This is a genomic window from Hirschia sp., from assembly GCF_058892565.1.
In genome coordinates this window covers 21,564-41,960 of sequence record NZ_JBZXVU010000020.1, presented here as the reverse complement: position 1 = coordinate 41,960, position 20,397 = coordinate 21,564, and the positions used below count along the sequence as shown (strand labels likewise).

The window sequence follows — 20,397 nt, the reverse complement described above, 5'->3', positions numbered from 1 at the left end:
AAGGCTAGTTCTATAGCAAAACTGCAATCTGATCTAAAGCCGAGACATTCTAATGATAAAATCAAGACTTTTTAGGATTACCTTTGCAGTAATCACTACAATGATAATCGCAATTGTGATTGCTACAACGGGCTATCCGTCTGCATTAAAATACAAAGAACCATCTTATGACAATGTATTGATTAAAAACGTCAACCTGATCTCAATGAAACGGGATACGCCTGAACTTCAATCTGGCATGTCTATATTTGTCCAAAACGGTATAATTTCAGAAATCTCAACTACCGCCGATATTCAAACCTATGCATCAACACATATCATCGATGGAACTGATAAATATCTCCTCCCAGGCTTAATCGACGCTCATGTTCATGTATGGGATGAAGCGGAATTAGCGGGTTACCTAGCCCATGGCGTGACCGGCATCCGCAACATGTCGGGGATGCCTTTTCATCTTCCATTGCAAAGAAAAATACAAAATCAAAAATTACTCGGTCCAGATTTCACAACCACAGGCCCAATTCTCAACAGCCCTGGTCCCAATCAACAAGCAAACCATATACTTATTACGACAGCCGAAGAAGCCCGCACAGAGGTTCAGAAGCAACACAAAAAAGGTTATCGAACTCTAAAAGTCTATTCCAATCTGACTCGCCCAGCCTATCAGGCAATTTCGGATGAAGCTAAACGTCTTGACCTTAAAATTGTAGGGCACACGCCTGAAGGAATTCGTACTCATGATATGCCTCATGACAAACAATTCAACATTCCTTTTAAAGATATTCTAGATGACAATTTTCAAACTATAGAACATGTCGAATCCATAGTCTGGCATGGAATGAGAGACAATCTCGATAAAGCCGGAATGGTACAACTTGCGAAAGATATGGCAAAAGCCAATGTCGCCGTCACGCCCACTCTAATCGCGCATGAAAATCTTGTGCGAGTAGCGGAGTCCAAAGGAAATTACGCCAACCGTCCTGAAGTTAAAACAGTCAACCCATTTCTCACTTATATAGATAAAAACACGATTGAATTCTGGAGCCATCACGCTCCCTTAAAGCATGAACAGATACGTGCAGACTTTTATTTAATAGCAGCAAAATTTCTATACGATGAAGGGGTAACCATAGTGGCAGGAACAGATGCAGGCATATTTGTAAATGTTCCCGGATCTGCCCTCACCCGAGAACTAGAACTTTATGTCGAAGCAGGTCTCACACCCTATCAAGCACTAACAACGGCCACACGAAATGCGGCTAATGTCCTAGAATTTTCTGATACAGGTACAATTGAAATTGGGAAAAAATCCAATCTCGTTTTGTTATCATCTAATCCACTTGAAAATATCAGTGCGTTAGAATTTCCAAATGCTGTCATGGTAGGAAATACGTGGCTAGATCAGGACAAACTAAAATCTCTCGACAAAGCAGCGCATAACACCTCATTCCTGAGATCAGCTCGCCGAGCTCTAGAAATGATACTCGCTAGTTAAAACATGACCATTTACCCTGTCCGGATGTAATAACTCATAGCTCTCATTAAATCCTGATTGCTGCCCCGAATGCCCGTCATGCTATAACAATAATCAGGCAATTTTGCTAAATTATTCGCTGTTTTGCCGAGGGCAAACTTACCTGCAATGTAAACACTATGCATAGGTTGGCTAGGAATAAATTCTATCAAATCTCCAGCATGATCTAAATTAATCAGCCTGACAGTCTCCAGCGCTTCCCACGGAATGGTCGCATCATAGTTTTTTATGAAAATCCCGTCAGCCGATACCCGCACCATCACCGGATTTACAATCAAACGGTACAGCACAACACAAAAAACGATGACGGCCCCTAAGCCAAGCAAACCCATTATAGCTCTTAGCTCAAAAGGTGCATCCGGCTGATACCATAAAATAAAGCCCGCTGCGATAAACACAACGGACCCTATTGCAATCAAAAATGACCCCAACCGACTTGCTTTAAATTCAAACACTTCGGTTGGCATCTTTCAAACCTTATAAAATATACTTCGACAGATCGGCATTACCGGCATAACCGCCAACTTTCTCACGCACATACTCATCTGTTATGACAAAGCTCTCACCACTGCGGTCAGGAGCTGTGAAAGAGATTTCTTCAAGCAAACGCTCCAACACAGTATGCAAACGACGCGCACCGATATTTTCAACAGTGTCATTCACCTGAACGGCAATCTCAGCAATCGCATCAATTGAACTTTCATCAAATTCAATCGTCATCCCCTCAGCACCGATCAACGCAATATATTGCTTGATCAAACTTGCTTCAGGTTCGGTCAGAATACGTTTAAAGTCTTCGTGTGTAAGACCCTGCAATTCAACACGGATAGGCAAACGCCCTTGCAACTCTGGCAGCAGATCAGACGGCTTAGAAACGTGAAACGCACCCGACGCAATAAACAAGATATAGTCGGTTTTCACTGCCCCGTGTTTTGTGGAAACAGTTGTTCCCTCAATCAATGGCAATAGATCACGCTGCACACCTTCACGAGATACACCCGCGCCGCCAGCTTCTTGGCGCGTAGCAACTTTGTCGATCTCATCGAGGAAAACAATCCCCTCTTCTTCAACCAGCTTAATAGCATCCCGCACAACAGATTCTTGATCGACCAGCTTATCAGACTCATCATCAATTAGCGGACGATATGCATCTTTAACGGTCATTTTTACTGTTTTAGTACGGCCACCAAAACCTTTGCCCAGCAAGTCACCCAGATTTAACATGCCCATGCTTGCACCCGGCTGTCCGGGAATATCCATAGATTGCATTGGGGAGCCATTGTCAGACAGATCAATTTCGATTTCTTTGTCGTCCAAAGCACCAGAGCGCAATTTAGTCTGAAATGACTCGCGTGTGCTCTCTTTTGCATCAGGCCCAACAAGCGCATCCAATACACGACTTTCCGCAGCGCTTTCAGCGCGTGCACGCACATCTTTGCTTTTTTCTTCTTTGACCATCGCAATAGAGGCTTCAACCAAATCACGAATGATTTGTTCGACATCGCGACCGACATAACCCACTTCTGTAAATTTTGTCGCTTCCACCTTGATAAAGGGAGCTTGCGCAAGTTTTGCCAAGCGGCGTGATATCTCGGTTTTACCGACACCTGTCGGTCCAATCATCAAGATATTCTTTGGTGTCACTTCTTCACGAAGATCATCACTCAATTGCTTACGGCGCCAGCGATTGCGCAAAGCAAGCGCAACAGCGCGTTTTGCATCTGCTTGACCCACGATGAAGCGATCGAGTTCGGATACGATTTCGCGAGGAGAAAATTCAGTCATCTTAGGCCTTATTTATTTGTCTTTGCCGCTAAGCACATGTTCAGGGGGAAATAGACGTCCCCATATTCCGTCTTCTGGAAAAATCTTCAAAACCATATTGCGCGCTGTTTTCCAACCAGCACCCAATAGAACAACGCTACCTCCAACAATCAGTAACGGTAGCGCCACGACCTCTACGCCTGACAATCCAGAATCACCAACAAGCGAGAACACGACGAGTGTAAATGTGATCAAACCTGAAAAAATCAAGGCCCGCCGGTTTAACGCAAGCGAAAGCACACCAACCCCTAACAAAGCCAACAGCATCATCACAGAAGATCCACTCTGAGACGCCACTGAATCCCCAATAATTATGAAGCGCATACCCAACATAATTTGCGGTGCTGCTGCTAAATGCAGCCAAAAAGCATTGTCAGATTGTATTGTCCGCCGCGCCGGATCTCGTGCATCAAAAAACATTGCAAATGCTAATGTCACCAACCCCACAAAAAAAACAGCACCCGCACCAATGGCTGAAAGATTAAATCCATTGCTCTGAAATGTGTATGTGTAAAACAGCAAAGCACCTGAAACTGCGATCAGGAAAAGCGAAAATGGAAGTTTGAACCGCAAATAGAATACTAGCGCCGCACCTGCACCTGCAATAATTGATAAATAGCTAGAATCAAAAGCTTTTTTAAAGAATATCCCCGGTAAATCACCTTGCTGCGCTCCGCCCTGCGCCGCCTGCAATGCGATATCACCCGCATTATCAATTAGCACTTTTGCTAACAAAGCACCAACGCCACTACCTACCATAAAGTAGAAAACCAACGCCAACCCCATAGAGGGCAATAGCAACCGCCGTCGCGCACAAAAATACTCTGCCATCACCCATGCAAAAGACGCCATAATCAGCGCTAATACTGGCCCCAGCAGACTCCACGGAATAATAGTCTTTAAAAACCACCCTAAAAACAAGGTCGCACCTGACATCAGGATCATGATTCCAAACGTCAGAAAAATATCGTTGAAGGATGCCAAAAAGCTTAAGTTTTCAGCATCTTCGGGACCATATGGATCGCCGCCCTTTGCAAGATAACCTTGAAGTTTTTCGCCCTGTTCAGCGCTGAGAACTCCATCCTTTATCGCTTGCTCAAGGGCGTCACGTTCAGACATCCAAACTCTCCACAACGAAATTGTTATTGGTGTAAACACAAATTTCCGCTGCAACTTCCATTGCTTTGCGGCCCAACACTTCAGCATCTTCTTCATAATCAAAAATAGCGCGTGCAGCAGATAGCGCGTAATTTCCACCAGAACCAATCGCAACGACATCATATTCTGGTTCCAGCACATCACCCATACCCGTAAGCACAAGCGTTGTGTGCTTATCAGCCACAATCAAAAGCGCTTCTAGTTTTTGTAGATACTTATCTGTGCGCCAGTCTTTGGCCAGCTCAACGGCTGCCCGCTGTAATTGGCCGGGAAAACGTTCAAGTTTCAGCTCCAAGCGTTCAAACAACGTAAAAGCATCAGCTGTCGCCCCAGCAAAACCAGCAATGATATTACCGCCCTCACCTAAGCGTCGAACTTTGCGAGCATTCCCTTTCATGACGGTATCGCCCATAGAGACTTGACCATCACCAATAATCACAACCCTGCCCGGCTTGCGCACGGCTAAAATCGTTGTGCTGTGCCAGCTCTGTGGGGATGATGCTTGTGTCATTAAATTCTCCTAAAGTCCTACTTTGAACATATAGGTGAACGTTGAATCAGGCAGGATCAAGGAGTTTTCGCAAATTTTACAAATATTTTCGTGCTTACACACTGAATACTAAGCCATTTTCTTTGTCAGTGATGGCGCACGCCAATGACGCACAAATTCTTCAAACTCATGCGCAGGCAATGGAGGTGAAAAGAAATAGCCTTGGCCAATTGTACATGCGCGACGGCGTAGGAATTCATAATGCTCTTGAGTTTCAACACCCTCCGCAACAGTTTCCTGTCCTAATGCTTCTGCCATTGCCAATATCATCTCAATAATGGCTGGCGCATGCGGATCACTTCCATGAGCACGCACAAATTGCTGGTCGATTTTAAACACATCAAAAGGCAAGCGAGTTACTGTTGTAAAGTTGGAGTGGCCTGTTCCAAAATCATCAATGGCAAATCGCACACCTTTCGCCCTTAAAGGACGCATAATTTTCGCGACACGTTCTGGGTTATCCACAGCCGCAGTTTCAGTCAATTCTAGTTCAAGCAATTCAGGTGCTAAACCCGATTCCTCTAGAATTTCTTCCACGATGGAAAAGAAATTTGGGTCTTCAAATTGCAGCGGAGAGACATTAACAGCCAAGCGCGGTTTGTGACCATTAAAATCCCATTTAGCAGCTTGAACACAGGCATCTCTGAGGATACTTGCGCCCATTTGAGGTATTAATCCCATTTCCTCAGCTTTAGGAACAAACACTCCTGGAGACACAACCGCCCCATCTGGCCGCCGCCACCGCGCCAATGCTTCAGCGCCAATAACCACTCCAGTTTCTAATTCCACTTTGGGCTGGAAAACGGGAATAAATTCATGATTTTCAATGCCATGACGTATATCATCTTCAAGCGTTAAATTCCGCTGCGCTGTTTCATGCATGGATGAATCATAAAATTGCAGACCCTTGAATTTAGACTGCTTAGACATCTTTAGAGAAATATCGACTTGCTTCATCAACTCACCCGCATTTGGGGCATCAGCGGGAGCGGAGGCCGCTGCATAAGCTGCAGTCAACTCAACCATTCGACCATCCAGAGTAAAAGGTCTTTCTAATTCAAACCTTAGAAATTCAACCATTTTTTCAACGACATGCTGAGTTGTGAATGGAATTAATACCGCAAAAACATCTGCTGATAATCGACTTAAAATACTAGGTGCTTCTTGCGATTGCTCCATTCCCCTAATTTCTGTGTCGGCTTCTCGAAGATATGCTTTTAACCGTGCCCCCACCATTACAAGCAACTCATCAGCGAGTTGCGGTCCGAACTTGTCATTCACACGCGTAAATCGGTCCAAATCTATTATGATGACCGATATTGATCTTTCGCCCGCAGACAAAATGGACATTTCGACTTTTTTTACAAATTGCGCCCGATTTACCAGACCTGTCAGCGGATCAGATATCGACATTTTGTAAGATTTTCGAATGACAGCATCATACCGGCTTGTCATTTCTTCTATTGCAGCAGCAAGATCAGATGAAATAGGCAATGCTGTTTTGGCGACATCTTGCCCCTGCCCCGGTTTTGCAGCGCGCAAACTAGCAGCCAAAACACTAAGTGGCTTTAAAAACGCCTGTATAACCATGTAAACGCCTGCGCCAACGAGGATCGCTAACATAAGCATTGCCCCAGCATACCAAGGCAAATCATCCATAGAATGGTCTTCGCCAAAAACAAAAACTTCAATTCCAAAGGTAATGGATGCGACCAACACAGATGCAATTACACTGACAATCGTCAGGCGAAATGATAAACTCATGCGTTTTGAGGCGTCAATTTTTCTCGCCATTATCACTTCTTACTATCAAAATGTTTCCAAAAATGCTTTTAAACTTTCTTGGATTTATAACCATGTGCACCAAATATATAGAATACTGCACGACTTAGCATATAAGCTAGGTATTAGTTGTAATCAGAATATTAACGATAACCGGAGTTTTGGATGACGGATAGTCTAAGGCGTGCCGAAAAAGCGCGTAAAACAAAAGAAACTCAAATCAACGTAAAAGTTGATATGGATGGGACTGGAAAATCCAAACTTTCCACAGGCATTGGCTTTTTCGATCACATGCTTGAGAGCTTTGCCAAGCATTCTGCAATTGATTTGGAAATTAAATGTGTTGGCGACCTTCACATTGATATGCACCACACAATGGAAGATGTCGGAATTGTCCTTGGCGGCGCAATCAAAGATGCGCTTACAAAAGAAACTGGCGGATTTACCGGTATCAACCGTTTTGGCCACGCCTACATACCCATGGACGAAACACTCGCACGCGCAAGCATCGATCTATGCAACCGTCCCTACCTTGTCTGGCGCGTTGAATTTACCCGCGACAAAGTGGGTGAAGTCGATACTGAATTATTCAAGGAATTCTTCCACGCTTTTGCGATGAGTTCAGGCGCATGTTTGCACATTGAATGCCTATATGGTGTGAACACACACCACATCGCCGAAGCATGTTTTAAAGCTTTGGCACGTTCTGTTCGTATGGCGAGCGAGCAAGATTCACGTTTAGCCGGCCAAGCTGCCTCTACTAAAGGTAGCTTATAGCAAATATCCGATTATTAAGCGTGACAGATCTATAACTGTCACGCTAGAACGCCCCTCATGAAAACTCTTGCACTTATTGATTATGGCTCAGGCAATATCCGGTCAGCGTCGCGCGCTCTGGCTGAAGCCGCCAAACTTGCCGAATTGGACCTAAAAATCGAAATTACGTCAGACCCTGATCTTATCAAAAAGTCAGACTGTATATTTCTTCCTGGTGTTGGTCATTTCGCAGACTGCAAAAATGAACTCCTATCCAGATCTGGCATAGTTGAAGTGCTCACAGAGACCGTCTTAAAAGGGTCGACCCCTTTCATGGGAATTTGCGTTGGGATGCAACTTCTTGCCACAACCGGTCTTGAAGATGGTGAAACAAAGGGACTGGATTTCATCCCGGGTATTGTTGATAAAATCAAACCAGACAATCCAAAACTACCAATCCCCCACATGGGCTGGAATGAAATCACAATAACCGACCATGAATTGCTCAAAGGTTTAGGAGAAACCCCTCACCTTTACTTCACGCACTCATATGTTTTCACACCCAAAGTCGACACGCATATAGCAGCAAGTAGTGACTATGGTGGCAATTTCACAGCAGCAATTGTTAAAGACAATATATTTGGAACGCAGTTTCACCCCGAAAAAAGCCAAAAAATCGGACAGAAACTTCTCTCCAACTTTCTAAAATGGAAACCATAGATCAATGGAACTTTTCCCAGCAATCGACCTTAAAGACGGTGCATGTGTACGGCTGATTAAAGGTGACATGGAGCAATCGACCAAGTTCAATGATGATCCAGCCGACCAAGCTGCAAAATTTGAAGCTATGGGTTTTAGAAATCTGCATGTTGTTGATTTAAATGGTGCTTTTGATGGTCGCTCCACCAATGAAGACGCTGTCAAAGCAATCCTATCCGCAACCAAAGCTCCAGTTCAGCTTGGTGGTGGCATCCGTGATATCGCTGGCATTGAAAACTGGCTCAAAGCGGGTATCTCAAGAGTTATCCTCGGTACAGCTGCGGTACGCGATCCAGAATTTGTAAAAACAGCTGCAAAAGCATTCCCAAATCAAGTTGCAGTCGGCATTGATGCCATTAACGGCATGGTCGCCGTTGAAGGTTGGGCGGAAACAACCGATATGAAAGCCGTTGATCTTGCAAGGAAATTTGAAGATTCAGGCGTCTGCGCCATCATCGCCACAGATATCGGCCGAGACGGCATGAAAACAGGCGTAAACGTAGAGTTTACAGGTCATCTCGCAGATGCCGTCAGTATACCGATCATCGCCTCTGGTGGTGTAAAAAATATCAATGATATCAAGCTACTCAGTACACGGAATGGCATAAACTCCGTATACGGAACAATACTCGGTAGAGCTTTATATGATGGTGATATCAATCCAAAAGAAGCCATTGAAATTGCAAGATAGCGTCTCTTCATTCCTTGGATAAATTGCGCTATATTCGACACTGAAATTGGTTGAAAGATTAGCGCTATGAGCCTTGAAAAAGACCTATCCGTAGACGATTGCAATGACCAAAAAACTTGCACCGCCGTTAAGCTGGTTATCACACCCAAAACCAAAGATCTTGGCGGCTTTAGCGTCCGGCGTGCAATTCCCGTTATAAAACAGCGCAGTGTCGGCCCTTGGATATTCTTCGACCATATGGGGCCTGCAACCTTCCCTCCCGGGCACGGTGTCAATGTTCGCCCACATCCCCACATAAACCTCGCGACAGTCACTTACTTGTTTGAAGGCGAAATCCTACACCGCGACAGTTTAGGCTCACTACAAGCTATTAGGCCTGGTGATATCAATCTCATGGTAGCTGGCTCAGGAATTGTCCATTCCGAACGCGAACGTCCCGAGCGCGAAGCCATTCACCGCAACCTACATGGCCTGCAACTTTGGCATGCCCTGCCTGAAACTGATGAAGAAACTGCCCCCGCCTTCTATCACTATCCTGATGCAAATATCCCAGCACTAACCATTGATGGTGTACCCATACGTGTCTTGATGGGGAGTGCTTATGGCATGACCTCTCCTGTCAAAACCTTTACAGAGACCCTTTATATCGAGGCGAATTTAAAAGCCGGCCAATCCCTCATTCTTCCATCCTCACCGGAACGCGCTCTTTACGCGGTGACAGGGGACATTAAAATTGGCGACACCGATATCCAGCAATATGACATGGCTATTTTAGAAGATAAGCCTGACACAAAAATCACTAGCGCCACAGACGCACGTATCGCGCTAATTGGCGGTGAACCTCTTGGTAAACGTCATTTGTTCTGGAATTTTGCGTCAAGCCGAAAAGACCGTCTAGAACAAGCAAAAGAGGACTGGAAAAACAAGCGATTTCCAATCGTGCCTGGCGATGAAGACGAATTTATCCCCCTCCCTGAATGACCGGAATTCAATTTTTTATAAAAGCGTTAAAAACCTATTTGGTCTTCAAATTTAATGGCTGCTTTTTATTCCGTCAGAATCTTTACACAGAGATTCAATTCTGCAATTCCTAAGTGTATTATTTAATCCCAATGGGGACTGGGGACATGAAATTACTGTATTCGTTATTTATTCTCGCATTGACAACCTACTCAACAGCAATCGCGCAAACACCCATGCCGCCTATAGAAGCATATGGTGAATTGGGTCAAATCAGATCTGTAGCTATATCTCCTGACGGTTCAAAAATAGGTATGCTTCGTCAACAAGATGGTGAAGAATTATTTATCGTCAACGATTTGAAAAGTGGTGAAATAAACGGTGCGAACACAACTGATATAAAAACGCGATCAATTGATTTTATAAACTCTGATTTCGTTGTGCTGTCAGCTTCAGAAACGACTAAGATATTCGGGTTTAGAGGAAAACTGGAATATTCCGCGTCTTTTGCAATGGATTTATCCAAATCCAAAATTACCCAATTACTTCGAAGCGAAGACAGTCTTTACCCTGCTCAATCTGGTGTCGGTCGAATCATTGGCAATCTGACAAAAGAAGGTCGTGTTTTAATGCCAGCCTATGTGGGCGCTCGGAATAAGGGTAATCCTCGATACAACCTTTTCTCAGTCGATCCTAAAACTGGATTGGCTCAGATTTTTGAAAGAGGTCGATATTCCACGAACGACTGGTTCGTATCAGAAACGGGTGTGATTTTCGCGAGAGAAGATCACGACGACAGTTCCAACACCTTTGAAATTTCTACAAAACGCAACGGAAAATGGGAAAACGTCTATAAAAAGGAAAACTCCCCTCTCATCCCCTTCGTACTTCAAGGTGTTAAATCAGATCATTCAAGCCTTATTGTCTTAGACCAGATCGATGATGGAGAAGGCCTCTTTGAATTGAATTGGGATGGGGAATTAAGTGGTCCCATACTTGCCAAAGAAAATACTGATATTGACTATGTTATCATAGATGAAAACAGGATCGTTCATGGAGTTAAGTATTCTGGTATGAGGCCCAGTTATTCTTTTTTTGACAAAGAGTTAGATGCCAGTATCCAAACACTTCTTGATACTTATCCCACTTTCGCAATTAACATAATGTCGTGGTCATCTGACTGGAGCAAATTCATTTTAAAGATATCTGGCGGAACTGAGCCCGGTAACTATTTCCTTTATGATGTGAAAACAAAAGACCTCAAGCGCATAGGACAATCTAGAGATATAGCACCGGAGTGGATAGCAGATGTTCAGACTATTGAGTATCCAGCCAGAGATGGAACTAGAATTCCAGCTCTACTAACTTGGCCACCTGGTGTGAAAGACCCAACAAACCTTCCAGCGATCATTTTGCCTCATGGCGGTCCAGAATCTTATGTTCAATTGGATTTTCATTGGTTGGCGCAATATTTTGCCAGCAGAGGTTATCTTGTTTTACAACCTAATTTCCGTGGCTCCACTGGTTTTGGAACCAATTTCAAACTTCAAGGGCGTGGTGAATGGGCTGGCCTCATGCAAGATGATGTCACTGATGGTTTAAAAGCGCTAACCTCAATGAACTTTGTCGACCCAGAACGGGTTTGTATTATAGGCGCAAGTTATGGTGGGTATTCTGCCCTTGCTGGCGGTGCCTTTACGCCTGAACTCTATAAATGTGTTGCTGCAATTGCACCAGTTTCTGATTTGCCTCGTATGTTAGACAGTGTAAACGAAGAAAATGGTGACAACAGCTGGGTCGTAGAATACTGGAAACGCGTCATCGGCGACAAGAAAACCGAAAAACAGAAACTAATAGATATTTCTCCAGCAAATCATGCCGATAAATTTCAAGCTCCAGTCCTGCTAATCCACGGAAACGACGACACTATCGTCAATATCAAGCAAAGTGCAGTGATGGAGAGTGCTTTGAAGCAATCAGGCAAAGACGTAGACTTTATTAAAGTAAAGGGTGGAGATCATTGGTTATCTACCAGCGAAACCCGGCTAGATACGCTCAAAGCACTTGATACATTTATAGCAAAGCATAATCCAGCAAACTAACCAGTTTTCGCAAGTAAGAAATAAAATGCGCTCTTTCCAATATAGAGTGCATTTTTGTTTTCCTACTTGCTCCAAACCGTCCTCAAGCGTATGCATTCAGCATGTTAAAAAACCGCATTATCCCCTGTCTCGACGTAAAAGATGGCCGCACTGTAAAAGGTGTTAATTTTGTTGACCTGCGCGATGCTGGTGATCCGGTCGCGCTTGCCAAAGCCTATGATGAACAAGGCGCAGACGAGCTCTGCTTTTTAGACATATCTGCCACAAATGAAGGGCGTGGTTCTATGCTCGATGTGATCGAACGAACTGCGGATCAATGTTTCATGCCTGTTACCGTTGGCGGTGGTGTAAGATCACCAGAAGATATGGTCACGCTACTGGCTGCTGGAGCTGATAAATGCGGAGTAAATTCCGCCGCTGTTGCAGATCCAGACCTTGTAAAAGCCTGCTCTCTTAAAGTTGGCGCACAAGCCGTAGTTGTGGCTATTGATGCCAGACGTCAGGGTGATAGCTGGGGTGTCTTCACACATGGTGGAAAAAAATCTTCCGGCCGTGATGCTATCGAGTTTGCCAAACTTGTTGAATCAAAAGGCGCTGGTGAAATTCTGCTCACATCCATGGATCGAGACGGTACAAAAATCGGATATGACATTGAACTGCTCAAACGCATGACCGATGCTGTCTCCATTCCTGTCATTGCATCGGGCGGTGCCGGACATGTAGATCATTTAGCACCAGCAATTTTAGAAGGCGGCGCGAATGCTGTTTTAGCCGCATCTATTTTTCATTTTGGGGAAGCCACAATTGCAGATGCGCGACGTGCCTTGAATGAAGCCGGCGCTTTTGTTCGTCCCCTTCCAAGTCGCACTTAGGCAAGACTATATCGACAGAAAGACAACATATGGCCAAGCTTACCCCGACAGATTCTTTATACAAAGCCCTCACTCACTTAGCAGAAACTATTGACGAACGTGCCAATGGAAACACAAGTGATCAGCCTTCTTACACGGCCAAATTACTATCAGCTGGTCCAAGTAAATGCGCAAAAAAAATGGGTGAAGAAGCAATTGAGACCATTTTAGCCATAGCTTCTGAAAGTGATCAAGAGGTCGCTGATGAAACCGCCGACCTCCTGTATCACTTATTTGTTGCACTAAGATCTAGAGGCATTAGCCTAGATTCAGTGGGAGAATCTCTTGCTAAAAGACAAGGCATGTCCGGTATTGTTGAAAAACAAAACCGTACTAACAGCTAGTTTATCCATCCTCGCGCTTGGCTCAATATTGGTGCTTGAGTTTTCTTAAAAATACATAATATGCACCGCTTCCACCATGGCGCTGGTGAGCGATGGAATAAGACGAAACATGGGCGCGGATATCGGGCTGAACAAGCCATTCAACTAGCCGTTTTTTAATAATACCATCGCCCAACTTTCCTTTTCCCGTAATCACCAGAACACACTTAGCACCATCATTTCTATGATGCATGAGGAAAGCTGATAAGGCTGATCTCGCTGCTATTTGCGTGAAACCATGTAGATCAATCGTTGCATCAACATATGTTTTTCCACGCCTGATTTTACGATCTTTTTCTCTGTTTTCTAACGGTTTTTCAGGAATACGCTCTTCGGCTTCATCTATAATTTTACGTTGAAGGTCTGTTGCTTGTGCACGCTTCTTAATATCAGGTGATACATGTTTTGCTACGCGAACACGTGGTGCATCCAGATGAGAATGTTTGGATAGCAATTTTGCAAAATCTTCGACGATTAAAGGCTTTTTTTGCTTCGTCGTTTTATGTGGTTCAACAGTCTTGGCAATCTTCTTCCACAACCGCATTTCAGCATCTGAAACAAGACGTTTAGCCATCAGCACTATCTGCCAATAATTGTGCTTCAGTCATTGCAGATGCGACAGATTTTGGAAGTAATACCCACATAGCAACATCATGATTCATACTTGCCGCTCTGCCGCCAGCATCATCACCAGAACCAAAAAACAAATCACCACGTAGAATACCTTTGATCGCACCTCCTGTGTCTTGTGCAATCACCAAATTTCTAAATTCCCGCCCTTTCCAATCACCAGGAATTGCAGGTACTTTGGTATCTATAAATATTGGCGCACCATATGCGTGATATAGCGGATCAACCGCCATTGAAGCCATTGCTGTGAGCGGAATACCCTGCGCACCATTAGGTCCTTTGGAAGGATCTTTGATCTCTTGAGGCGTAAACCAAACATAACGAGGATTAACATTCATCGCATCTTGAGCAATTTGAGGACCGACTTCATCCATCCAATTTAGTATAGAATTCATACCAGCTTGGTGGGTTTGTATCTGTCCAGTGTCGATTAAGTGTCGAGCTATTGATACAAAAGGTTTGTGATTATGTGCTGCAAATGCGGCTCGAATAACTCTTCCATCAGGAAATTTTAGCCTGCCTGAACCTTGTATCTGTAAATAGAATATTTCACCCGGAGACGCATATCCCAATGCTTTAGAAGGTTCATCGATAATATCTTTGCGGTCTGGATAAAATTCTAACTCGCCTTCAATAACACGACCCCACACTTTGCCCTTAGCAAATTTAGGATCAAACTCTGATGGGTCCACTCTTACAAGGTCTTCAGGAATACCCGGAACAGCCTGAGAAAATCCAGCTTCTGGCCTGTAGCGCACTTCTAATTCAGGCTCAAAATAGCCCGTTAATTTAGATTGCTTGTCTGTTGGATTAATGAAGTAGGGAGTAAATTCAGTTTCAAATACTTTAGCGATCATTCTAGTATCTGTTGCAGCTTGAATGCTTGTGCATGCTGGCATCCAATCTGACACAGTGCCGCTATAAGGCGCTGATGTAGATATTAATTTTTTTCCATCACGCTTAGACCAGCTTTGGCAACTTTCCAAAAATGCTGATCGAGCTGAAATAAAATCAGTTTTCTGCCAAGCAGGTAGATCAGAAAATGATTTTGGCACCATGGAATAACCAGAAGCTGTTTGCAGCTCGACTGGATTTTTCGGACCAGTTATAACAGTTGTGGCTTGTGTATTTGGTACACCCGTTTCAGGCGGCGACACTGTAGTTGTCGCACACCCATAGGCAGTGACTGCAAAAATAGCGGTGACACATCTTAAGACGCTTCTGAAACCCCACCGAGAAGCCAAGCTGGGTTTGACGATTTTAGACTGCGCTCGAAGGTCCATATCTCTTTTGCCGTCCTTAAGTTTTCACCATCACTCAATTGCGCTTCAAAGGATACAGAAACTTGTCCAATATCACCATCCAAAAGTTCAGCATCAGCAATTTCAGCTGATTTTAAACGCATCAGGCGGAGTGGTTCCGTATTGTTCTGCTCTCTCTCATCAATTGCAGATACATACGCTTCATACACATCATCGACCAACAAATTTGAAAGTGTTTCTTTGTCACCTTCAGCAAAAGCTTCGACGATCATCTCATAAGCTTTTTTTGATTTCCGTGTGAAATCACTTGGCGAGAACGTGCTATCTATTTGAGAGATTTCTTCCATTGCAGAAGCACCAGGCCCAGTAAAAGACGGACGGAATGGTGTGACATTGCTCTCATCACTACCTTCTGAATTTTTACGTTTTTGTGTGGCTTCTCGAACAACTGATGGCGGTGGTTCCGCTCCAGTTTTCGTTCCAAGAACGCTGTACAGCCGATACAGCACGAAAAACGCGACTGCTGCGAAAATTATGAGTTCAATATCCATGGCACTTCTTATAATGTATCATTTGAGTTCTTGCCACATATATATGTTGACAAAACAAGGAATGGAACCGTTTTACTTGTTTGCTTTAGCAGCTCATGTTAGCTGGCACCTAGTTCCCCGTATCAAACGGATGTAAAGATATGAATGACACGCCCTCAACTGAAGGCCAACCAACAATTGATCCAGCTCAAACATCAGCTGAATCTGGTCCCTCAATTCGCGTACTCGCGCAATACATAAAAGACTTGTCTTTTGAAAATCCCAACCCGCTTACAGCAGGTGCAGGTCAAAATGCTCCTGCTATAGAATTGGGTATTGATGTAAAAGCAGACCCACAACCTGATCAACCTGGTATTTTTGAAGTCAATTTACGTTTATCGGCCCAAGCAAAACGCGAAGAAAACGTCGTTTTCATTGCTGAACTTGTTTATTCTGGACTATTTGAACTTAAAAATACCCAGCAAGCAGATGTAGAGCCATTGTTGCTTATAGAGTGCCCAAGACTTCTTTTCCCATTTGCACGACGCGTTATGGCTGAAGTAACACGGGAAGGCGGATATCCACCTTTGCTTATAGATCCAATTGATTTTGTTGGATTATATCGTGCTCAACGCGCGCAAGCAGCGGCAGAAAACCAAACACCACCAACTGCTCAAGCTTAAACAATAAAAAATATAAAAGCGACGATGTTCTTACCGTCGCTTTTATTTTGTCAAAATTTTATTCCACACCGGCGTTTCGTCAAAAGTCGCGATAAAACTTTGGTGGGCTGCATTTTCTTCTTCTGTTAAAAAAGAACGTAATTTTTTGGGCCGTTGACGACGCTGAGTACGCTTAAACGCCACTTCAGCATCTGATTGTCCTTCATTTTCAAATTCAAAAGAATGAGCACGCCCCCCTCTTAATTCCAGATAGACTGACGCTAAGAGCTGAGAGTCGACAACCGCTGTGTGAACGTCCCTTTTTGCAAGAGAAATATCAAATCGCTTACAAAGGGCATCTAGTGTCGCCGAAGCACCAGGAAATTTTTCACGTGCCAATGCCAACGTATCTACACAGCGTTCTTTTGGAAATTCAGGCCCGCCGACACGGCGCATTTCCTCATTTAAGAATCCACGGTCAAATTCTGCATTGTGTGCGACTAAGGGAGAATCTTCGATGAAATCGAGAAATTCTTTATAAACACTTGGATCACTAAAAACGGGCTTACCTTTTAGCATTTCATCGGTAATACCGGTAATACGAATTGTATCTTCACTAACTTGACGGTCTGGATAGATTAGCCTGTGAAATTCACGTCCAGTGGGTAAAAGATCAACAATCTCTACTGCACCAAGTTCGATAATACGATCACCATCTTTTGCACTTAGGCCCGTTGTTTCAGTATCGAATACGATTTCACGCATTTTAGTCTTCACTCTCGTTTAACTGGATCAAAGATTGAATAATCTGATGAACATTTTTTTCAGCGCTATCCAATCCAAGACTTGTATCAATAATAAAATCTGCGCGTTCGCGTTTTTGTTTATCTGGCATTTGTTTAGTCAAAATTGCTGAAAATTTTTCTTCCGTCATGCCTTCACGATCAAGAACACGTTGTTTTTGAATTTCAGCAGGTGCTGTCACGACCAATATTTTATCAACAAATGCATCTGAACCAGTTTCAAAAAGCAAGGGTATGTCAAACACCACAATGTCTGTGCCTTTTGCTTTATGTTCGTCTAAAAATTTGAGACGAGTCTCAAATACCAATGGATGTACAATGGCTTCTAGCTTTTTCATGGCAGCTGAATCTTTTAGCACATATGCACTTAATTTCTGACGATCGATGCTGCCTTCTTGGTTTTTTACACCCGGAAAAGCATCCTCTAATTTTTCAACGGCTTTTCCAGCTGGTTCGTAAAGCGCATGAACAGCGGCATCTGAATCATAAACTGGAATGCCTGCATCCAGAAACATGTTGGCAGTGGTTGATTTCCCCATTCCTATAGAACCGGTAAGACCTAAGATAATCATTTTATGCTAATTTCTTTTTACACATATCAAGGGCCAATTCGACATTTGGCGTTTCATTATGCCATAATTGATAGGCTAGAGCCGCTTGCTCAACGAGCATTCTTAAGCCGTCTTCACTTTTCCATCCAGCATTAGACGCTTTACCCAGAATTTCTTCGGGAGCTTTTCCATAAGATAAGTCAAAAAATAAACGAGAATTACCGTCGGGAAATACAATATTATTTGCGAGGCCGGCCTTAAGACTCGTCGCATTTATGACTATATCAACGCGATCCATTTGCTCTGTTAAACCCTGTAAATCACCAGATTTAGCTTTAGGAGCCAATTCTGAAATAAGGGTGTCTGCTTTAGAAACAGTTCGATTTAAGATGGTTAAATCAGCACCTTGTAAATCAAGAATATAGGCGACTGCTCTAGCTGCACCACCAGCGCCGATTAACAACACTTTTTTGTTTTTCAGTGTGTTTTCTGAAATGACAGCATATAACGAATTTAAAAATCCATAAGCATCAGTATTTTCAGCATACCATCCATTGGATGTTGCTTTGAGTGTGTTTGCAACACCTATTTTTTTTGCTGTATCACTGAGATCAATTGCTGAATTTATAGCTGCTTCCTTATAAGGCATTGTTATATTCAAGCCCTGAACATCAAATCTCAGCAATGCTTGAATATCCGACACAGCAGTTTCAGTTTGCAAGTGAAATTTATTGTAAAAAGCGCTTATATTTGATGCTTTTAGCCATAGATTATGAATATCCGGCGAAAGAGATTGAGCAATGGGGTCACCAATTACACCATAAACTTTTGTATTGGAAATCCCACTCACTTTTGAAGATCTCCTCGATCTTGTAACCAATTGAGAAGCTGAATTAAGGGGAGACCCAATATAGAGAAATAATCACCTTCAACCTTTGAAAATAGCTGAACGCCTGGGGCTTCAAGTCTATAAGCTCCAACTGTTGTAAGCGCTAAATCACCTTCATTTTTCAGATAGGTATCAAGAAATTCTTCTGAAAAATTTCTCATTGTAAGACGAGGACGCGTCGTCATTCTCCAAATGGGTTGACCATTTTCGCATGCAACTAAAGCAGTTTCTAATGTATGGGTTTTTCCGCGCATTTTTAGGAGATTTACGCGTGCTTCGTCGATAGATTTAGGTTTATCGAACTGAACACCTTCAAGATCTAGCATTTGATCCGCTCCAAGAACGATGCCTTGATGCTTGATAGAAACTTTTAACGCTTTCATCTCAGCCAAAGCTTCTGCTTGACGTTGAGTTGATTCACCATCCGCACGCATAGCCATTTTTACGGCATCTTCATCTAAACTAGAAGCCATTTGTTCAAAAACAAGACCGGCTCCACGCATTAAATCACCGCGAGATTTGCTTTGAGAAGCCAAAATTAATGTGGAGTCTGTCACTTAGTTAGTCGCCTCTAATTACGTCCAGATTCGGATATTGTGTTTAAAATCGCCGCCGCTGTTTCTTCTACGGATCTGCGAGAAACATCGATTGTTTTCCATTTCATGCGTGCAAATAATCTATTTGCCCATGTTATTTCCTCTCGCACAGCTTCTTCAGATGCATAAGCGGTATTTGGGTCTTCTTTGATAGATATTAAACGTTGACGCCGAATATCAACCAATCTTTTAGGCGATATCTTCAATGCGATGACTAATGGAGAATTTGGACCCATTAAAATTTCGGGCGGATCAACTCCGGGAACCAATGGAACATTCGCAGCTTTAATCCCTCTGTTTCCTAAATAAACACATGTAGGCGTTTTTGATGTTCGGCTAACGCCAACTAAAGCAACGTCGGCATCACCTAAATCTTCTACGCTTTGACCATCATCATGCGCCAATGTGTAATTTAGTGCTTCAATGCGAGTAAAATAACTGGAATCAACTTTGTATTGACCAGCAACAGATCTGTTGGATCGCAATCCCAAATAACGACTTAGCACATCAACTGCTGGATCTATGACAGGTAAGACTGGTGTATGAGTCAATGAACACCAATCTTCGAGCGTCTTTCGCAACCCTTCATCAGATATCGTGTAAAGAACAATACCAGGGGCACCTTCAATTTCCCGAAGCGCGCGATCTAATTGTCTTTGAGACCTCACCAGATAATAATTATGTTCTAAAGGGGATACATCTTCAAACTGAGCACAGGCTGCACGCATGACAGCATTTAGTGTTTCACCTGTTGAATCTGATAGAAGGTGGACGTTGAAATAAATGTCCATATAATTTCGGCAATGCCGTCCTCTACTGGTTTAATGCACAAAATACCGTGGTTTTACCGGGTATTACCCGTATTTCCCCAGCCATCTGTGGAAAACCTGTTAGGTGCTAATTTTGGTTAACTTTACTCACATTTATTCACAATTCTATCTACAGGCTAGAAATTCAACAAAATAAAATAGATTCTTTCCACCATATTATTGTTAATTTGGACTCGACTCATAATTAACCCTTATTAACAAAGGCGTTAACCTTAATGAATCGTAATTAAGATT

The 20,397-nt window shown here is 43.3% G+C and carries 22 protein-coding genes; 9 read left to right on the top strand and 13 right to left on the bottom strand.

What is annotated here, in order from left to right; genetic code table 11:
* Positions 1-100: 100 nt before the first annotated feature.
* Positions 101-1,495, top strand: coding sequence for an amidohydrolase family protein (locus AC5EF3_RS08600; RefSeq protein WP_493547747.1), 1,395 nt, complete (start codon positions 101-103; stop codon positions 1,493-1,495).
* 11 nt (positions 1,496-1,506) lie between these two features.
* Here AC5EF3_RS08600 and AC5EF3_RS08595 read toward each other — a convergent pair whose 3' ends face one another.
* The 5 genes from AC5EF3_RS08595 to AC5EF3_RS08575 all read right to left on the bottom strand — a co-directional run bounded on the left by AC5EF3_RS08595 (position 1,507) and on the right by AC5EF3_RS08575 (position 6,860).
* On the bottom strand, positions 1,507-1,989 hold the full coding sequence (locus AC5EF3_RS08595) for a hypothetical protein (protein WP_493547746.1): 483 nt from the start codon (positions 1,987-1,989) through the stop codon (positions 1,507-1,509).
* 22 nt (positions 1,990-2,011) lie between these two features.
* Entirely contained in the window at positions 2,012-3,319 is a 1,308-nt protein-coding gene (gene hslU / locus AC5EF3_RS08590) for an ATP-dependent protease ATPase subunit HslU (RefSeq protein ID WP_493547745.1), read from the bottom strand.
* 12 nt (positions 3,320-3,331) lie between these two features.
* The gene (locus AC5EF3_RS08585; RefSeq protein ID WP_493547744.1) at positions 3,332-4,477 is read right to left on the bottom strand and encodes a hypothetical protein; all 1,146 of its coding nucleotides are present in this window, start codon (positions 4,475-4,477) and stop codon (positions 3,332-3,334) included.
* Positions 4,470-5,027 (bottom strand): ATP-dependent protease subunit HslV, encoded by a 558-nt coding sequence (gene hslV, locus AC5EF3_RS08580; RefSeq protein ID WP_493547743.1) that lies wholly within the window; start codon positions 5,025-5,027, stop codon positions 4,470-4,472. The genes AC5EF3_RS08585 and hslV overlap by 8 nt, the downstream gene beginning before the upstream one ends.
* A gap of 108 nt (positions 5,028-5,135) precedes the next feature.
* Positions 5,136-6,860: a putative bifunctional diguanylate cyclase/phosphodiesterase gene (locus AC5EF3_RS08575; protein WP_493547742.1), complete on the bottom strand. Its 1,725-nt coding sequence runs from the start codon at positions 6,858-6,860 to the stop codon at positions 5,136-5,138.
* Positions 6,861-7,013: 153 nt separating this feature from the next.
* Here AC5EF3_RS08575 and hisB point away from each other — a divergent pair, with 153 nt between their 5' ends.
* The 7 genes from hisB (at position 7,014) to hisE (ending at position 13,371) form a co-directional block, all read left to right on the top strand.
* Positions 7,014-7,625, top strand: a complete 612-nt coding sequence (hisB, locus tag AC5EF3_RS08570) for an imidazoleglycerol-phosphate dehydratase HisB (protein ID WP_015828950.1) — start codon at positions 7,014-7,016, stop codon at positions 7,623-7,625.
* A gap of 57 nt (positions 7,626-7,682) precedes the next feature.
* A complete protein-coding gene (gene hisH / locus AC5EF3_RS08565) occupies positions 7,683-8,324 on the top strand; it encodes an imidazole glycerol phosphate synthase subunit HisH (RefSeq protein ID WP_493547741.1) in 642 nt (213 codons plus the stop codon).
* 4 nt (positions 8,325-8,328) lie between these two features.
* Positions 8,329-9,054 (top strand): 1-(5-phosphoribosyl)-5-[(5-phosphoribosylamino)methylideneamino]imidazole-4-carboxamide isomerase, encoded by a 726-nt coding sequence (gene hisA, locus AC5EF3_RS08560; protein ID WP_493547740.1) that lies wholly within the window; start codon positions 8,329-8,331, stop codon positions 9,052-9,054.
* 66 nt (positions 9,055-9,120) lie between these two features.
* Complete coding sequence (locus AC5EF3_RS08555; RefSeq protein WP_493547739.1) at positions 9,121-10,035, top strand: pirin family protein; 915 nt, start codon at positions 9,121-9,123, stop codon at positions 10,033-10,035.
* Positions 10,036-10,181: 146 nt separating this feature from the next.
* Positions 10,182-12,116 (top strand): alpha/beta hydrolase family protein, encoded by a 1,935-nt coding sequence (locus tag AC5EF3_RS08550; RefSeq protein WP_493547738.1) that lies wholly within the window; start codon positions 10,182-10,184, stop codon positions 12,114-12,116.
* Between the two features lie 101 nt (positions 12,117-12,217).
* The gene (gene hisF / locus AC5EF3_RS08545) at positions 12,218-12,988 is read left to right on the top strand and encodes an imidazole glycerol phosphate synthase subunit HisF (protein ID WP_493547737.1); all 771 of its coding nucleotides are present in this window, start codon (positions 12,218-12,220) and stop codon (positions 12,986-12,988) included.
* Between the two features lie 29 nt (positions 12,989-13,017).
* Positions 13,018-13,371 (top strand): phosphoribosyl-ATP diphosphatase, encoded by a 354-nt coding sequence (gene hisE / locus AC5EF3_RS08540; RefSeq protein WP_493547736.1) that lies wholly within the window; start codon positions 13,018-13,020, stop codon positions 13,369-13,371.
* 22 nt (positions 13,372-13,393) lie between these two features.
* Here hisE and AC5EF3_RS08535 read toward each other — a convergent pair whose 3' ends face one another.
* Genes AC5EF3_RS08535 through AC5EF3_RS08525 form a run of 3 tightly spaced genes read right to left on the bottom strand, consistent with a single transcriptional unit; the run spans position 13,394 to position 15,853 of the window.
* Positions 13,394-13,984, bottom strand: a complete 591-nt coding sequence (locus tag AC5EF3_RS08535; RefSeq protein WP_493547735.1) for a Smr/MutS family protein — start codon at positions 13,982-13,984, stop codon at positions 13,394-13,396.
* Positions 13,977-15,323 carry a murein transglycosylase A gene (gene mltA, locus AC5EF3_RS08530; RefSeq protein ID WP_493547734.1) on the bottom strand — a complete coding sequence of 449 codons (1,347 nt, stop codon included), beginning with the start codon at positions 15,321-15,323 and terminating at the stop codon, positions 13,977-13,979. Before mltA ends, AC5EF3_RS08535 begins: the two co-directional genes overlap by 8 nt.
* Positions 15,251-15,853 (bottom strand): Tim44/TimA family putative adaptor protein, encoded by a 603-nt coding sequence (locus AC5EF3_RS08525; protein WP_015828959.1) that lies wholly within the window; start codon positions 15,851-15,853, stop codon positions 15,251-15,253. Before AC5EF3_RS08525 ends, mltA begins: the two co-directional genes overlap by 73 nt.
* A 140-nt stretch (positions 15,854-15,993) precedes the next feature.
* Between AC5EF3_RS08525 and secB the strand changes: the two genes are divergently transcribed.
* Entirely contained in the window at positions 15,994-16,515 is a 522-nt protein-coding gene (gene secB / locus AC5EF3_RS08520; protein WP_015828960.1) for a protein-export chaperone SecB, read from the top strand.
* A gap of 42 nt (positions 16,516-16,557) precedes the next feature.
* Here secB and dnaQ read toward each other — a convergent pair whose 3' ends face one another.
* The 5 genes from dnaQ to AC5EF3_RS08495 are packed head-to-tail and all read right to left on the bottom strand — an operon-like array spanning position 16,558 to position 20,124.
* Positions 16,558-17,259, bottom strand: a complete 702-nt coding sequence (gene dnaQ, locus AC5EF3_RS08515; protein WP_493547733.1) for a DNA polymerase III subunit epsilon — start codon at positions 17,257-17,259, stop codon at positions 16,558-16,560.
* Between the two features lies 1 nt (position 17,260).
* On the bottom strand, positions 17,261-17,869 hold the full coding sequence (gene coaE, locus AC5EF3_RS08510) for a dephospho-CoA kinase (protein WP_493547732.1): 609 nt from the start codon (positions 17,867-17,869) through the stop codon (positions 17,261-17,263).
* A 1-nt stretch (position 17,870) separates the two neighbouring features.
* Positions 17,871-18,698, bottom strand: a complete 828-nt coding sequence (gene aroE, locus AC5EF3_RS08505) for a shikimate dehydrogenase (protein WP_493547731.1) — start codon at positions 18,696-18,698, stop codon at positions 17,871-17,873.
* Positions 18,695-19,294, bottom strand: a complete 600-nt coding sequence (locus AC5EF3_RS08500; RefSeq protein WP_015828964.1) for a Maf family protein — start codon at positions 19,292-19,294, stop codon at positions 18,695-18,697. The genes aroE and AC5EF3_RS08500 overlap by 4 nt, the downstream gene beginning before the upstream one ends.
* Before the next feature lie 14 nt (positions 19,295-19,308).
* Positions 19,309-20,124 (bottom strand): pyruvate, water dikinase regulatory protein, encoded by an 816-nt coding sequence (locus AC5EF3_RS08495; RefSeq protein ID WP_015828965.1) that lies wholly within the window; start codon positions 20,122-20,124, stop codon positions 19,309-19,311.
* Positions 20,125-20,397: the final 273 nt, after the last annotated feature.

Coding starts and splice junctions, on each gene's coding strand:
- AC5EF3_RS08600 (WP_493547747.1), top strand. CDS start 101: ATGATAATCGCAATTGTGATTGCTACAACGGGCTATCCGTCTGCATTA.
- hslU (WP_493547745.1), bottom strand. CDS start 3,319: ATGACTGAATTTTCTCCTCGCGAAATCGTATCCGAACTCGATCGCTTC.
- AC5EF3_RS08585 (WP_493547744.1), bottom strand. CDS start 4,477: ATGTCTGAACGTGACGCCCTTGAGCAAGCGATAAAGGATGGAGTTCTC.
- hslV (WP_493547743.1), bottom strand. CDS start 5,027: ATGACACAAGCATCATCCCCACAGAGCTGGCACAGCACAACGATTTTA.
- AC5EF3_RS08575 (WP_493547742.1), bottom strand. CDS start 6,860: ATGGCGAGAAAAATTGACGCCTCAAAACGCATGAGTTTATCATTTCGC.
- hisB (WP_015828950.1), top strand. CDS start 7,014: ATGACGGATAGTCTAAGGCGTGCCGAAAAAGCGCGTAAAACAAAAGAA.
- hisH (WP_493547741.1), top strand. CDS start 7,683: ATGAAAACTCTTGCACTTATTGATTATGGCTCAGGCAATATCCGGTCA.
- hisA (WP_493547740.1), top strand. CDS start 8,329: ATGGAACTTTTCCCAGCAATCGACCTTAAAGACGGTGCATGTGTACGG.
- AC5EF3_RS08555 (WP_493547739.1), top strand. CDS start 9,121: ATGAGCCTTGAAAAAGACCTATCCGTAGACGATTGCAATGACCAAAAA.
- AC5EF3_RS08550 (WP_493547738.1), top strand. CDS start 10,182: ATGAAATTACTGTATTCGTTATTTATTCTCGCATTGACAACCTACTCA.
- hisF (WP_493547737.1), top strand. CDS start 12,218: ATGTTAAAAAACCGCATTATCCCCTGTCTCGACGTAAAAGATGGCCGC.
- hisE (WP_493547736.1), top strand. CDS start 13,018: ATGGCCAAGCTTACCCCGACAGATTCTTTATACAAAGCCCTCACTCAC.
- AC5EF3_RS08535 (WP_493547735.1), bottom strand. CDS start 13,984: ATGGCTAAACGTCTTGTTTCAGATGCTGAAATGCGGTTGTGGAAGAAG.
- mltA (WP_493547734.1), bottom strand. CDS start 15,323: ATGGACCTTCGAGCGCAGTCTAAAATCGTCAAACCCAGCTTGGCTTCT.
- AC5EF3_RS08525 (WP_015828959.1), bottom strand. CDS start 15,853: ATGGATATTGAACTCATAATTTTCGCAGCAGTCGCGTTTTTCGTGCTG.
- secB (WP_015828960.1), top strand. CDS start 15,994: ATGAATGACACGCCCTCAACTGAAGGCCAACCAACAATTGATCCAGCT.
- dnaQ (WP_493547733.1), bottom strand. CDS start 17,259: ATGCGTGAAATCGTATTCGATACTGAAACAACGGGCCTAAGTGCAAAA.
- coaE (WP_493547732.1), bottom strand. CDS start 17,869: ATGATTATCTTAGGTCTTACCGGTTCTATAGGAATGGGGAAATCAACC.
- AC5EF3_RS08495 (WP_015828965.1), bottom strand. CDS start 20,124: ATGGACATTTATTTCAACGTCCACCTTCTATCAGATTCAACAGGTGAA.